Genomic DNA, 13,256 nt, shown 5'->3' with positions numbered 1-13,256 from the left:
GATCGTGATGGTCTGATGCGGCTGCGGCGGATGATGCCAAGGGAGTACAAAGTACATGGCACACTCATCCCCGGCTGAGCAATGCCTGGCATGCCAGGGGAAATATCCCGACAATGCATGGCTTTGCGGGTTTCGCCGGCTTGGCCGGCCTGATAAATCCCGGCGATGCCCTTCAAGGTCGCCGCCTTCTACCAGTTCGCCGCGCTGCCGGACTTCCGCGCGCTGCGCGAGCCGCTGCGCGCGTTCTGCGCCGGGCTCGATCTCAAGGGCAGCGTGCTGCTCGCCCATGAGGGCATCAACGGCACCATTGCCGGCACCGACCAAGGCATCGATGACTTCGTTGCGGAGCTCAGGTACGGAACGCTGTTCGGCGGCCGCCTCGACAATCTCGAGCTGAAGTTCTCCGAAGCCGCGCAAATGCCGTTCCAGCGGCTCAAGGTGCGGCTGAAGAAGGAGATCGTCACGCTCGGCGACACCACGGTCGATCCGACGCGGCAGGTCGGCACCTATGTCGATGCCGCCGACTGGAACGAGCTGATCGCCGCGCCTGACATCGTGGTGCTCGATACCCGCAACGCGTTCGAGGTCGCGATGGGCACGTTCGAAGGCGCGGTGGATCCCAGGATCGCGAGCTTTGGACAATTCAAGGAATTTGCGGCGAGAAACCTCGATCCGGCGAAGCACCGCAGGATTGCGATGTTCTGCACCGGCGGCATCCGCTGCGAGAAGGCCAGCGCCTATCTGCTCGCGCAAGGTTTTGCCGAGGTCTATCACCTCAAGGGCGGCATCCTGAAATATCTCGAGGAAACCCCGCAGCAGGACAGCCGCTGGCGCGGCGACTGTTTTGTGTTCGACGAGCGTGTTGCGCTCGGCCACGGCCTGCGCGAGCGTGCGGGTGCGCGTTCGAGCGACGCGGAGCGCGAGGCTGCCCCCTGCGAGGCTGCCGTCCATGAATGACACGGCCAAGCTGAGCGAGCGGATCGATGCGCTGGAGGTTCGCCTGACCTATCAGGACGAGGCCATCGAGACGCTGAACCAGACCATCACGGCACAATGGAAGCAGATCGACGCGCTGACGCGCCAGATCGCCGAGTTGCGCGACCGGCTTCAGGAGGCCGAACGCCCGGCGCCCGGCCCCGCCAACGAACGCCCACCGCACTATTGATCGGTGCCGCCGGACCGCGGCAGCACCGGCTACATGTTGCTCACCTGACGCATCGGCTTCGCGCCGCTGAAGAACAGGCTGGACAACCGCTGCACCATCGCCGTGGCGCGGCTGCCTTCGAGACCAGGGCGAACGCACAGCAGGCGCTTCTGCAACGGAAGCTCCGGAAGATAATAATCCTTCGCCGAGATCAGCGAGGACGGGATCATCCGCTCGGGGCACGCCGTCAGGCCGTACCCGGCCCGGGCGGCTTCCAGTCGCAGCTGGTGGTTCGGGCTCCTGAACACGATCTTGTACGTGATGTTGTGCTTGGTGAGCGTCCGGATCATCCAGTCGTCACCAGGCCAGGCCAGGATCGGGATCGGGGCGCCCGGCCGCAGCACAAAATCGCGCGATCGCACCCACACCGACCGCTCCTCGGCTTCGGCGGCGATCGTCACCTCGTCTTCGTTCTCCTGCGAAGGGTTGCTGTAGACGAACGCGATGTCGATGTAGCCGTCGATCAACCCCCTGATGACGGCCGGTGACATGTCGGCGTGCAGCAGAACGTCGGCGAGTGCATCGGAGGGATGCAGCTTCAGGAATTCCTCCGCGAGCATCGTGCTGATTCCCAGCCGCAACGGCTGGGGTCCTTCATGATTGCCGCCGAGCCGAAGCAGTTGATCGTTGGCTTCGAGGATGCGCCTCGCCTGCTGCACGGCGACCTTGCCGAGCTCGGTGGTCGTGGTGCCGTTTGCGGTTCTGACGAAGAGTGCGCCACCAATCAGGCTTTGCAGGCGCTTGACCTGCGAACTGATCGCCGGCTGGCTGAGGCCGAGACGCTCCCCGGCTTTCGACAGGCTGCCTGTCTCCGCGATCGCAACGACGGTGCGAACGATTTCAGTAGGAATATTCAAATGCTGACGCGGTCTATGCATCGCGAGCCCTCCAGTCTCAGCACGGGACGCAATTCCAATCTCCACAGTATGTGATCAGGCTATACTAACATTTGGTTGCACTTTCGTTTAGCTACAATTACCCGCCAAGGCACTGATATTGCAGGCCATATGTATTGTTACGTGCATTGCTCCGCGTATCACGGTATCCAACAACTACATCTCCACACGCTGCAGCACCTCAACCGCACCACACCCCGGGTTTTTGCGGATATCGCATCAAATATTCTGATCGCCCCATAACGCTTCACTGACCCGATAAGTCTGAATTGCGGCCGCTGATTCGCGGAAGCGTTTTCATAGTTTTCCTTAATCAAAGCCTCGCAACGTGACGTCGTCGTTGGCGTTTCGAGGTGTGTTGCAATGACCAGGTTTTTTCGCTGCCGAAACGGTGCGTCCGCTGTCGAATTCGCGCTGATGCTGCCGCTGTTTCTTGCCTTCATTTTCGGCATCATCGTCTTCGGCTCGTATCTCGCCATGGTGCATGGCGTTCAGCAACTCGCCGCCGAAGCGGCGCGGTCATCCATCGCGGGAATGACCGACACCGAACGCAACAGCCTCGCGACGAGCTACGTCACCGCCAACGCGTCGACCTATCCATTGCTCGTCCCCGGCAATCTCACGGTCAATGCCGCGCCGTCTCCATCGAATGCCAACGTCTACGTCGTGACGGTCAACTACAACGCGGCCGGCAACTTCATCTACAAGCTGCCCTTCGTCCCCGCCCCGGCGAGCACCATCGTCCGCTCCGCGGCGATTCAGTACGGGGGATTCTAGGATGAGAGGCGTCCTCATACTGATGCGGCGCTTTGGCGCCGACGAACGAGGAAACTTCGCGATGATCAGCGCCGGCCTGATGACGCTCCTGATCGGGTGCGCTGGTCTTGCCATCGATCTCGGCACGATCTTCGCCGACCGGCGCAAGACGCAGAGCACCGCCGATCTCGCCGCGATCGTCGCCGCCGCCAACCTGAACAATCCGGTCAACGCCGCCACCGCGACGGTGACGCAGAACAAGTACCCGGCCAGTGCGCTGGTCAAGGTCGAGACAGGAACCTACACCGCAAACAGCGCCATCGCGCCGCAGGCCCGTTTCGTGACCCCGGCGGTCGGCACTCCCAACGCCGCGCGGGTCACGCTGAACACCCAGACCCCGCTCTACTTCGCGCGGTACCTCACCGGCGCGAGCAGCTTCACCATCAAGACGACCGCCACCGCGACATCGACCGAAATGGCCTCGTTCGCGATCGGGTCGAGGCTGCTCTCGGTCAACGGCGGCGCGCTCAATGCGCTGCTCGGCTCGATGCTCGGCACCACGCTGTCGCTCTCGGTGATGGACTACAATGCGCTGATCAGCGCGAAGATCGACGCACTGGACTTCCTGTCGGCACTGGCGACCCGGGTCAACCTGACCGGCGTCACCTATAGCGACCTGCTGAGCAGCAACATCAAGGTCGGCGACATCGTCGCGTCGGCGCTGACCACCCAGCAGATCACCAACGGCGCCAACGCGGCGACCACCGCGCTGTCGACGATCTCCCAGGCCGTCACCGGCTCCACCACCAAGATTTCGCCCGGCACGCTGGTCGACCTCGGTCCCTTCGCCAATCTCACGGTGGGGCAGAAACCCAAGGTCGGCGCCAGCGTTTCGGTGTTCGACCTGATTTCCACGGTGGCGCAGATCGCCAACGGCAACCATCAGATCGCGACCTCGATCAATCTCGGCCTGCCCGGCATCGCCAACGTCTCCGTGATCGCAACGATCGGCGAGCGCCCGGTCGGCTCGAGCTGGATCGCGATCGGCACCCAGGGTGTGAGCGTCCACACCGCGCAGACCAGGATCCTGGCGACCATCAATGTGCTCGGCTCCGGCACCGTGTCTGCGATCAATCTCCCGGTCTATGTCGAGGTCGCCTCGGGCACCGCGACGCTCAACGCGGTGTCCTGCGGCCACCCCAACATCAACACCTCGCAGGTCACGATCGGCGTGACGCCTGGGATCGTGGATGCATGGATCGGCAACGTCACGGTCGCCGACATGACCAACTTCACGACCAAGCCCAATCCGCCGCCGGCGACACTGGTCAACCTTGGTCTCGCCACCGTCACCGGCCTCGCCCATGCCGGCATGGGCAACACCACGCCGACCAATGTCAATTTCAGCTACAGCGACATCCAGTCGGGCACCAAGAAGACGGTGACGACGACCAACTTCCTTTCATCGCTGACAGGAAGTCTGCTCGGCGACCTCTCGCTGACCATCAATCTCGGCCCGCTCGGGCTGCCGATCCCGGGATTGGGGGCGCTCGTCATGAGCATCCTGAACGGCGTGACGAGTTCAGTCGATCAGGTGCTGGCGTCGCTGCTCGCGACGCTCGGCATCGGGCTCGGCCAGGTCGACGTTTGGGTGCTGGGCATCCGCTGCGATGGCGCCGTGCTGGTGAACTAGAGCATGATCCGGAAGAGTACGAAGCGGTTTTCCCTCGCGACAAACGCAAAGCGTTTGCGCGGAGATCGTGCTCGAACAAGAAGCGAAAGCGCGACCATCGCGCTTGAGGGGACCGATCGCGACGGGCATCACATCGGGGGAGGAGACTGCCGTGAGCACAACGATAAGATACAAGACCGACAGCCAACGAACGATCCTGCTGAAGCGCGGGACGATCTTCTTCCGCAACAGCAGTGTCGGATGTCTTGTGCTCAACCTCTCGACCGGCGGCGCGGGGCTCGCCGTGGAAAGCGACGTCGCAATCCCGCTCGCGTTCGACCTCGAGATCGAGAGCGAACCGATCCGGCGGCACTGCATTGTGGCCTGGCGCCTGGAGCGCCGGCTCGGCGTGACCTTCGAATCTGACCGGATGCAGCGCCCCGCAAGCGGCCCCGTCTAGACTATCCCGGCGATCACGGTATGCGGACGGGCCCGGTGCTCCGGGCCATCGCTCCGCGGCGAATAGTTCGCCGCATGTGGAACTCTCTTGGCATCGTGGTTAGCAGCCGCTGGCATACACCAGCTAATTGTCCCGATTGCCGTCGTGCTTTGACGGCGCGGGCTGCGTGGCGCTGACCGGATCGGAGGCCGGGAAGGTATCCTCGAGCCCCTCCTTCAGCCGGGTGCGGGCCTTGCGGTCGGCAGCCTGCGCCTCGTGCGGCTTCTCGGCATGCTTGTCGTGCGGGGCAGGATCGAATTTGTCGGCCATGTCGTCCCTCCATTCGGGGGACAACGCGGCCGCGCAAAGGGGGGTTCCAGAACCGCCTTGGCCCATTGCGCTGCAGCGTGTATCAGGGGCGCAAATTTGACCGTGATCAGGAACTATCCGCGTGCCCCAGGATCCCACCAAGAAGCCGCTCATCGACGTGCTATCGGGCCACCGCCAGGCCGTGCCGCCGCTCTGGATGATGCGGCAGGCCGGCCGCTATCTGCCGGAATATCGCGAGCTGCGCGCCAAGGCCGGCGGCTTCCTCGATCTCTGCTTCACGCCCGAATTCGCCGCCGAGGTCACGCTGCAGCCGATCCGCCGGTTCAACTTCGACGCCGCGATCATCTTCTCCGACATCCTGGTAATCCCCTACGCGCTCGGCCGCTCTGTGCGCTTCGAGGCCGGCGAAGGACCGCGGCTCGATCCGCTGGCAACGCCCGGCGAAATCGCGACGTTGGCAACCGATGCCAACTTCGACACGCTCGAGCCGGTTTTTGAAGCACTGCGCCGCGTCCGTCGCGAACTCGCCCCCGAGATCGCACTGATCGGCTTCTGCGGCGCACCGTGGACGGTTGCGACCTACATGGTGGCCGGACAGGGCACGCCGGACCAGGCACCCGCGCGGATGCTTGCCTACCGCCATCCGGATGCGTTCGCCAAGATCATCGACGTGCTGGTCGAGAACTCGATCCACTATCTCGTCGGCCAGTTGAAGGCCGGCGCCGACTGCCTGCAGATCTTCGACACCTGGGCCGGCGTGCTGCCGCCGCGCGAGTTCGCCCGCTGGGCGATCGAGCCGACCCGGCGCATCGTGGCCGGGGTGCGCAAGCAGGTCTCTGATGCCAGGATCATCGGCTTCCCGCGCGGCGCGGCAGGCATGCTGCCGGCCTATGTCGAGCAAACCGGCGTCGATGCGGTCTCGATCGATTGGGCCACCGAGCCGTCGATGATCCGCGAGCGCGTGCAGAGCCGGGTCGCGGTGCAGGGCAATCTCGATCCGCTGGCCCTGATCGCCGGCGGCGCCGCGCTCGACCGCGCGGTGGACGATGTGCTGGAGAACTTCGGCAAGGGACGGATGATCTTCAATCTCGGCCACGGCATTCTCCCCGAGACGCCGATAGCCCATGTCGAGCAGATGGTCGCGCGGGTGCGCGCGTATAAGGGCTGAGACCTTGTAGCCCGGATGGAGCGCAGCGCAATCCGGGACTCTCTCCTCCGTCGCTAGACTAGCCCCGGATTACGCTTCGCTTCATCCGGGCTACGGAGCTTCCCTCACCGTCACCCTGAGGAGACCGCGCAGCGGTCGTCTCGGAGGGTCGACGGCCCAGGTCTGGCCACGAGTAAGGAGGGCGACGCGTCGAAAATATCGGGGCCGTGCATCCTTCGAGACGCGCGCGAGAGCGCGCTCCTCCAGCGACAAAGGCGAAGCCTTTGCGCGGGGATGACGGAACTGAGGACTCCTACCGCGCGTCCTCCAAAATCATGTCGGACGCCTTTTCCGCGATCATGATCGTCGGCGCATTGGTATTGCCCGACATCAGGTCCGGCATGACGGACGCATCGACCACGCGCAGACCTTCGATGCCGCGCACCTTGAGCCGCTGGTCGACCACCGCGAGCGGATCGTTGCCCATCCGGCAGGTCGAGGTCGGATGATAGACCGTACTGCCGGTGCGCCGGCAGAAATCGAGCAGGTCGTCGTCGCTGACCACCGTGGCGCCGGGATCGACCTCGCCCACTGAATAGGATTTCAGCGCCGGCGCGGCCAGGATCTTGCGCAGGATACGGATGCCGTCGATGAAGGCGCGGCGATCGGTCTCGGTCGCCAGATAGTTGATGCGGATTTCCGGCGGCACGCCCGGGTCCGCGCTCCTGATCTTCAGCGAACCGCGGCTCTCCGGACGCAGCTGGCAGACCGAGGCCGTGAAGCCCGAGAACGGATGCAGCTGCTCGCCCATCTTGTCGGTCGAGAACGGCAGGAAGTGGATCTGGATGTCGGGCGAGGCCAGCCGCGGGCTGGTCTTGAAGAACGCGCCGGAGGTGCCGGCGGCGATCGTCAACGGTCCCTTGCGCAGCGCGGCGTAGCGGAGGCCCGCCATGACGCGGCGCACGGGATGATTGATGACGTCATTCAGCGTGACGGTCTGCGCGCAGCGCGTGACGATGCGGACCTGCATGTGATCCTGCAGATCGTTGCCGACGCCGGGCGCATCGAGCACGATGTCGATGCCGTGCTGCTTCAACAGATCGGCCGGGCCGACGCCGGAGAGCTGCAACAATTGCGGCGAGTTGTACGCACCGCTCGATACCAGCACCTCCTTGCGCGCCTTGGCCTTGCGCAACTGACCGTCTTGCTTGTAGGCGACGCCGCTCGCGCGCTTGCCGTCGAACAGGATGCGCTGCGCCAGCGCCGAGGTCTCGACATGAAGATTGCCGCGCGTCAGCGCCGGCCGCAGATAGGACCGCGCCGTCGAGGCGCGCCGGCCGCGCCGCGTCGTGGTCTGGAAGAAGCCCGCGCCCTCCTGGGTCGCGCCGTTGAAATCCGGATTGGTAGGAATGCCGACTTCGGTTGCGGCATGCACGAAGGCTTCCGACAGCGGATCATGATGCCGCCAATCCGACACCGGCAGCGGGCCGCCGGCGCCGTGATAGGTGTTGGAGCCGCGCTGCTGATCCTCCGCCTTCCTGAAATAGGGCAGGACGTCGTCATAGCCCCAGCCGGCATTGCCGCGCTGTCGCCAGCGGTCATAGTCCTCGTGCTGGCCGCGCACATAGAGCAGGCCGTTGATCGAGCTGGAGCCGCCGAGCACCTTGCCGCGCGGCTGGAACACCTGCCGCCCGTTCAGGCCCGGCTCGGGCTCGGTCTGGTACATCCAGTTGACGGATTTTTCCTTGAACAACTTGCCGTAGCCGAGCGGGACATGGATCCAGATGTTGCTGTCCTTCGGTCCGGCCTCGAGCAGCAGCACCGAGTGCTTGCCGTCAGCGCTCAGCCGGTTGGCGAGTACGCAACCGGCCGAGCCGGCGCCGACGATGACGTAATCATACTCTGCCGCATCGTTGTTGTTGTTCACTGGTTTCCCCCGGAATTTCTTTCTTCCGGTGGTACAGACAAAGCGGCGGCTTGAAAAGACTAGCGCCCTGCGCTGAGGTTCTGGAGCAGTTGCTCGACAAGCATACTGAGCTCGCCGGCATTGCGCGCGGCGCCGAAGACGTAGCGGTCCGGCCGCACGATGACCGCCGCGGAGTCATGCTGCCGCATCCAGTCCGCGAACAAACCGTCGCGTTCGATCACGGTCAGGATACCGCCTCGATCGGCAGTTTCGTCTGATGTGGCGATGACGACGCGCTCACCCGACAGACGCTGCCAGGCGGCAGCGAACGCGTCCGACAGCCACGCCATCGGAGCCGCCGCGGTCGTCACGATCGCGAATTCCGGTTGCAGCAGATCGTCGAGCCGGCAGGTCCGCCCATCCGGCGCGCGCACATGCGGCTGCACGAACAGCCGCCCGGCAAGCGCGGCATCGCGCGCGATCAGGCCGGAGACGAGATCGGGGATGAATTTTTGCCTGATGGTTTCGGCCTTGCCGGCCTTCAGGTCGGCGCGCAGCCGCATGTCGCGTTCGACGGCGGCCACCGGATCGAGCTCGCCGATGATCTTGCCGAATTCCTTGGCGCTGGCGACGACGGCGCGGACATGCGGCTTGCGCTCGATCTCGTAACTGTCGAGCAGCGCATCGCCGGCGTCGCCACGAAGAACCAGCCGCAACTTCCAGGCCAGGTTCACCGCATCGCGGATACCCGCGCACAGCCCTTGCCCGAGGAACGGTGGCGTCTGGTGCACGGCATCGCCCATCAGCAGCACGCGGCGGTCGCGCCAGCGCCGGCCGAGCAGCGCGTGAAAACGATAGACCGCCGAGCGCCAGATCGTGAGGTCCGAGATATCGGTGAAACGCTTGAGCAGCTTCACGACGTTGTCGGGCGTGCCGGCCGCCTCGGGGTCCTCGCCGGGCAGCAACTTGATCTCCCAGCGCCGCAAATTGCGCGGGCCCGGCACGAAGGTGCCGGGACGCGACGGCCAGCAATACTGAAAACTCCTGGCCGGCCGCCTGGCGGGATCGCTGGTCAGCGTGTCGACCACCATCCACCATTCATCGAAGGCGAGGTCGTCGAGGCCGATACCGAGCTGCTTGCGGACGAAGCTGTTGGCGCCGTCGCAGCCGACCAGATAGCGCGCGCGGATCAAGAACTCCTCACCGGACTCGCGGCGCGCCGTCAGCATCACCGCGCCATCGTCCTGCTGCAGCGCCACGCCCGTGGCCGCAAGGAAAATGTCGGCATGCGGATAGTCGGCGAGCTTGTCGCGCAGCGCCTGCTCGACGTCCGGCTGCACGAAGGTCACGTTCGGAATCCAGCCGAGCGGAAACGGCGGCGGCATCGGATCGAAGATCTTGATGATCTCGCCGTCGACGCCGAGATAGTGCGAGCCGTTATGCGGGGCGATCGCCTGCTCCATGAAATCGCCGAGCCCGATCGCCTGCAGCACGCGCAGCGCCTCGTGGTCGAGCGTGATCGCGCGCGGCTTGTCGTAGATGTCGGCAACGCGCTCGACGATGGCGACCCTCAAGCCGGATTTCGCGAGCAGATTGGCGAAGATGGCACCGACCGGCCCGAGACCGACGATGGCCACGTCATGGATGGGATAATCGGCTGACAATGACATGCTACTTCGCGAGGTAGCTCTCGAGCGTCAGCGGCTTCGGCTTCATTTGCGGCTCGCGGATCGCGACACCTTCGAACGGCGTCGCCTCCTCGAACCAGGCCTGCCGCGCCGGCAGTCCCCACGGGAACGAGATCGTGTGGTCGGACGGATCCCACCCGACCGGCTCGTTCTCGATGTCCATGATCTGGTAGTGCGTGTTGAACAGCTCGACGCGATGCCCATCGGGATCGCGCATGTAGACATGCATCGCGTGTCCCGGCCCATGGCGCCCGGGGCCGCGTTCAACGGCCGCGCCATAGCCGAGCTCGCCGGCGACATCGCAGGCGTTGAGCAGATGGTGAACCTCGGGCGCGAGAAACGCGAAATGATGCAGCCGCGGTCCGGCGCCGTTGAAGAACACGATGTCGTGCGGATTGCCCTTGCGCTGCAGGAATACGCCGCGCAGATCCAATGTGCCCACCGGCGCGATATATTCGCTGAGCCGGAAGCCTGCCGCGGTGTAGAACTCGCATGCCTTGCGCACTTCGGGCGTCAGCACCTGGTAGTGATCGAGCCGCAGCGCCGAGCCGCCGGCATGGCGGGTGAATTTGGTGATCATGCGCGGCTCGACCGGCATGGTTGCGCAGAACTCCAGCGGCGTGCCGGCCGGATCGGTCGCATGCAGGGTGCGGCCCTGATGCGGCACCTCGGCCCAGGCGGCCCGGCATCCCTGCGCTTCGAAGAAGGCCTTGAGCCGGTCGAGGTCATCGTCCTGAAAGACCCGCAGGCCGAGCCGTGCGCAGGCGGCGCCCTCGCCTTTGCGCAACACAAGGCTGTGATGACAGGCCTCCTCGACGCCGCGGAAATAGAGTGCGCCGCCCTCCTCCGCGGTCAGGATCAGCCCAATCACCTTTTCGTAGAACTGCCGGCTCGCCGCAAGATCACGAACGCTCAGGACGACATGGCTGGCCCGCGTGATACGGAACCCGGGATCGTGGTTCGTCATCGGGAGACTCATGCGCACCTTCTGGTTTTTGCCGTTCGCGGGAACCCGACTCATTGCGAAAAACCCGCGGGGGATCAAGCAGCGCGGCCCGCGGCAAGCTTTGCCGCTCCGTGACCTCGCGTCACGCATTTGTATCGATTTGTTAGCAATGCCTGCCGGTGGAACCGAAGGAGCGGCCGGCCGCGGCACGGTCCGTTCCAATAGTTCATAGTTTGTCAAAGGTTTGCAGAGAATTCTTCGCCACTGCGCCATGGCCAAACCGGGCAGGCAAGTAGTGATGCGGACCCATCTGAGATCATATTTCGCGACCCTGTTCGCGGGCGACCTCGCGGCCTTCGGTGCACCACCGACGGATGAAGCGCTTGCCGGCCACATCCGCGCCGAACAGGTCTCGCTGGTGCTCGGCTATTCCTTCGGCATCATGCTGGCCAACGCCTGCAACGCGATGGTGCTGGCGATTGCGCTGTGGCAATCGCCGGACTGGGCCTTTGCGCTGGTGTGGGCGGCCGCCGTGGGCAGCGCGGCGCTGTTCTTCGGCTTGCAGGCGCGGGCATCGCGCCGCATCGCCAAGCCGCAATTCGTGTCGCGCCGAACCATGTACCGGCTGGTGCGCAATGCGCTGGCGCTCGGGACGGCCTGGGGCGTCGTCCCCGTCGCCTTCTTCGCGAACGCATCGAGCGGCGCCCAGCTCGTCATCACCTGCCTGTGCGCCGGAATGCTGGCCGGCGGCGCCTTCGCGTTCTCCACCATCCCGATCGCCGCGATTGCGTTCACCGCGCCGATCTTCGTCGGCACCGCGATCTGCCTCGGCCGGGACGGCGATTTCGTCTACCTCCTGATGGCCGTGCTGGTGCTGGTCTACGGTTCGGTGCTGCTGCGCGGCGTGTTCGTCAACGCGTTCGAGTTCAGGCGCCGGATCATCGCCCAGCACGAGGCCGAGCGGACGGTGAGGCAGGATCCGCTGACGCATCTGCCGAACCGCGTCGCCTTCAATGAGGCGCTCAACGGCGCACTGAACCGACTGGCGCGGTCGGGCGAGGAATTCGCGGTGCTGCTGCTCGATCTCGATCGCTTCAAGGAGGTCAACGACAGGTTCGGCCATCCGGCAGGCGACGAGTTCCTGGTGCAGGTGGCGGCCCGGCTGCAGCGCTGCACGCGCGCGGCCGAACATGTCGCACGGATCGGCGGCGACGAGTTCGCGCTGATCATGTCGAATCTGACGCGGCCCGAGGACGCGCTGGCGATCGCCGAACGGTTCGTCGCGGCCTTTGCCGAGCCGTTCCCGATCGATGGGCTGGAGGTCAACCGGACGATCAGCATCGGCATCGTGCTGGCGCCGCGGGACGGCAGCACGTCCCACGACCTGCTCAAGCATGTCGACATCGCGCTTTACCGGGCGAAGAAATCCGCGCCCGGCACCATCTGCTTCTTCGAGGCCAGCGACGACCGGTCGGCGCGCGACCGCCGTGCCCTGCAGCGGGATCTCGAGCACGCGATCGAGGCGGACGAGCTGTTTCTGGTCTACCAGCCGTTCCTCGACATCCGCAAAGGCCGCGTCACCGGCTTCGAGGCCCTGCTGCGCTGGCAGCATCCGACGCGCGGCCTGATCCCGCCGACCGTCTTCATCCCGATCGCCGAGGAAAGCGGACTGATCCACCAGCTCGGCGAGTGGGTGATCCGCCGCGCCTGCACGATGCTGTCGCGCTGGCCGGACGACATCCGGATCGCAGTCAATTTCTCCGCGGTCCAGTTCCAGAACGTCGGCATCCTGCAGACGATCGTCGACGCGCTGGCCGAGGCGAACGTCGCGCCGAACCGTCTCGAGATCGAGATCACCGAGTCGATGCTGATCTCGAAATACGGATCGGCGCCCGCGATCCTGCACGCGCTGCTCGAGCTCGGCCTGACGGTCGCGCTCGACGATTTCGGCACCGGCTTCTCGTCGCTGACCTATTTGCGCAAGCTGCCGTTCAGCCGCATCAAGATCGATCAATCCTTCATCCGGGACATGCTGACCCAGCCGGACTGCGCCGCGATCGTCAAATCGGTGATCGGCCTCGCGCAGGAGCTGCAGATCGGCGTCGTGGCCGAAGGCGTCGAGACCGCGGATCAGCTCGAATATCTCCGCCAGACCAGTTGCGACGAGGTCCAAGGCTATCTGATCGGGCGGCCGATGTCAGGCAGCGAGATCTCCGCACTGCTCGATCACGATCCGCAGCACTCGGTGCACGCGGCGTAGCGCCGCTCGGCT

Annotated in this window: 12 protein-coding genes; 7 read left to right on the top strand and 5 right to left on the bottom strand. The window is 65.0% G+C overall.

Annotation, left to right across the window (positions count from 1 at the left end):
* Window positions 1-165: 165 nt before the first annotated feature.
* Together J2R78_RS24025 and J2R78_RS24020 are read left to right on the top strand one after the other, a co-directional pair.
* Window positions 166-957: a rhodanese-related sulfurtransferase gene (locus tag J2R78_RS24025; RefSeq protein ID WP_253607094.1), complete on the top strand. Its 792-nt coding sequence runs from the start codon at window positions 166-168 to the stop codon at window positions 955-957.
* A complete protein-coding gene (locus tag J2R78_RS24020) occupies window positions 950-1,165 on the top strand; it encodes a SlyX family protein (protein WP_253607093.1) in 216 nt (71 codons plus the stop codon). Before J2R78_RS24025 ends, J2R78_RS24020 begins: the two co-directional genes overlap by 8 nt.
* A 29-nt stretch (window positions 1,166-1,194) precedes the next feature.
* Here J2R78_RS24020 and J2R78_RS24015 read toward each other — a convergent pair whose 3' ends face one another.
* Window positions 1,195-2,082 (bottom strand): LysR family transcriptional regulator, encoded by an 888-nt coding sequence (locus J2R78_RS24015; RefSeq protein ID WP_225647711.1) that lies wholly within the window; start codon window positions 2,080-2,082, stop codon window positions 1,195-1,197.
* A 381-nt stretch (window positions 2,083-2,463) separates the two neighbouring features.
* Between J2R78_RS24015 and J2R78_RS24010 the strand changes: the two genes are divergently transcribed.
* The 3 genes from J2R78_RS24010 (at window position 2,464) to J2R78_RS24000 (ending at window position 4,988) form a co-directional block, all read left to right on the top strand.
* On the top strand, window positions 2,464-2,877 hold the full coding sequence (locus tag J2R78_RS24010; protein WP_092085917.1) for a TadE/TadG family type IV pilus assembly protein: 414 nt from the start codon (window positions 2,464-2,466) through the stop codon (window positions 2,875-2,877).
* Window position 2,878: 1 nt separating this feature from the next.
* The gene (locus J2R78_RS24005; protein WP_253607092.1) at window positions 2,879-4,549 is read left to right on the top strand and encodes a pilus assembly protein TadG-related protein; all 1,671 of its coding nucleotides are present in this window, start codon (window positions 2,879-2,881) and stop codon (window positions 4,547-4,549) included.
* Between the two features lie 151 nt (window positions 4,550-4,700).
* Window positions 4,701-4,988, top strand: a complete 288-nt coding sequence (locus tag J2R78_RS24000) for a PilZ domain-containing protein (RefSeq protein ID WP_229189556.1) — start codon at window positions 4,701-4,703, stop codon at window positions 4,986-4,988.
* A 123-nt stretch (window positions 4,989-5,111) separates the two neighbouring features.
* Here the strand turns inward: J2R78_RS24000 and J2R78_RS23995 are convergent, their stop codons facing one another.
* Window positions 5,112-5,297 (bottom strand): hypothetical protein, encoded by a 186-nt coding sequence (locus J2R78_RS23995; protein ID WP_028333252.1) that lies wholly within the window; start codon window positions 5,295-5,297, stop codon window positions 5,112-5,114.
* A 121-nt stretch (window positions 5,298-5,418) separates the two neighbouring features.
* Between J2R78_RS23995 and hemE the strand changes: the two genes are divergently transcribed.
* Window positions 5,419-6,465 carry a uroporphyrinogen decarboxylase gene (gene hemE / locus J2R78_RS23990; RefSeq protein ID WP_253607090.1) on the top strand — a complete coding sequence of 349 codons (1,047 nt, stop codon included), beginning with the start codon at window positions 5,419-5,421 and terminating at the stop codon, window positions 6,463-6,465.
* 292 nt (window positions 6,466-6,757) lie between these two features.
* Here hemE and J2R78_RS23985 read toward each other — a convergent pair whose 3' ends face one another.
* The 3 genes from J2R78_RS23985 to J2R78_RS23975 are packed head-to-tail and all read right to left on the bottom strand — an operon-like array spanning window position 6,758 to window position 11,005.
* Window positions 6,758-8,371 carry a GMC family oxidoreductase gene (locus tag J2R78_RS23985; protein WP_253607089.1) on the bottom strand — a complete coding sequence of 538 codons (1,614 nt, stop codon included), beginning with the start codon at window positions 8,369-8,371 and terminating at the stop codon, window positions 6,758-6,760.
* A gap of 59 nt (window positions 8,372-8,430) precedes the next feature.
* The gene (locus J2R78_RS23980) at window positions 8,431-10,020 is read right to left on the bottom strand and encodes a bifunctional 3-(3-hydroxy-phenyl)propionate/3-hydroxycinnamic acid hydroxylase (RefSeq protein WP_253607088.1); all 1,590 of its coding nucleotides are present in this window, start codon (window positions 10,018-10,020) and stop codon (window positions 8,431-8,433) included.
* A 1-nt stretch (window position 10,021) separates the two neighbouring features.
* On the bottom strand, window positions 10,022-11,005 hold the full coding sequence (locus J2R78_RS23975; RefSeq protein WP_253607087.1) for a VOC family protein: 984 nt from the start codon (window positions 11,003-11,005) through the stop codon (window positions 10,022-10,024).
* A gap of 277 nt (window positions 11,006-11,282) precedes the next feature.
* Between J2R78_RS23975 and J2R78_RS23970 the strand changes: the two genes are divergently transcribed.
* Window positions 11,283-13,244 (top strand): bifunctional diguanylate cyclase/phosphodiesterase, encoded by a 1,962-nt coding sequence (locus J2R78_RS23970; protein WP_253607086.1) that lies wholly within the window; start codon window positions 11,283-11,285, stop codon window positions 13,242-13,244.
* Window positions 13,245-13,256: the final 12 nt, after the last annotated feature.

Origin of the sequence: Bradyrhizobium sp. USDA 4538, from assembly GCF_024171045.1 — a bacterium.
Lineage (GTDB): Bacteria > Pseudomonadota > Alphaproteobacteria > Rhizobiales > Xanthobacteraceae > Bradyrhizobium > Bradyrhizobium australafricanum.
This window is presented reverse-complemented; position numbering and strand designations above follow the sequence as displayed.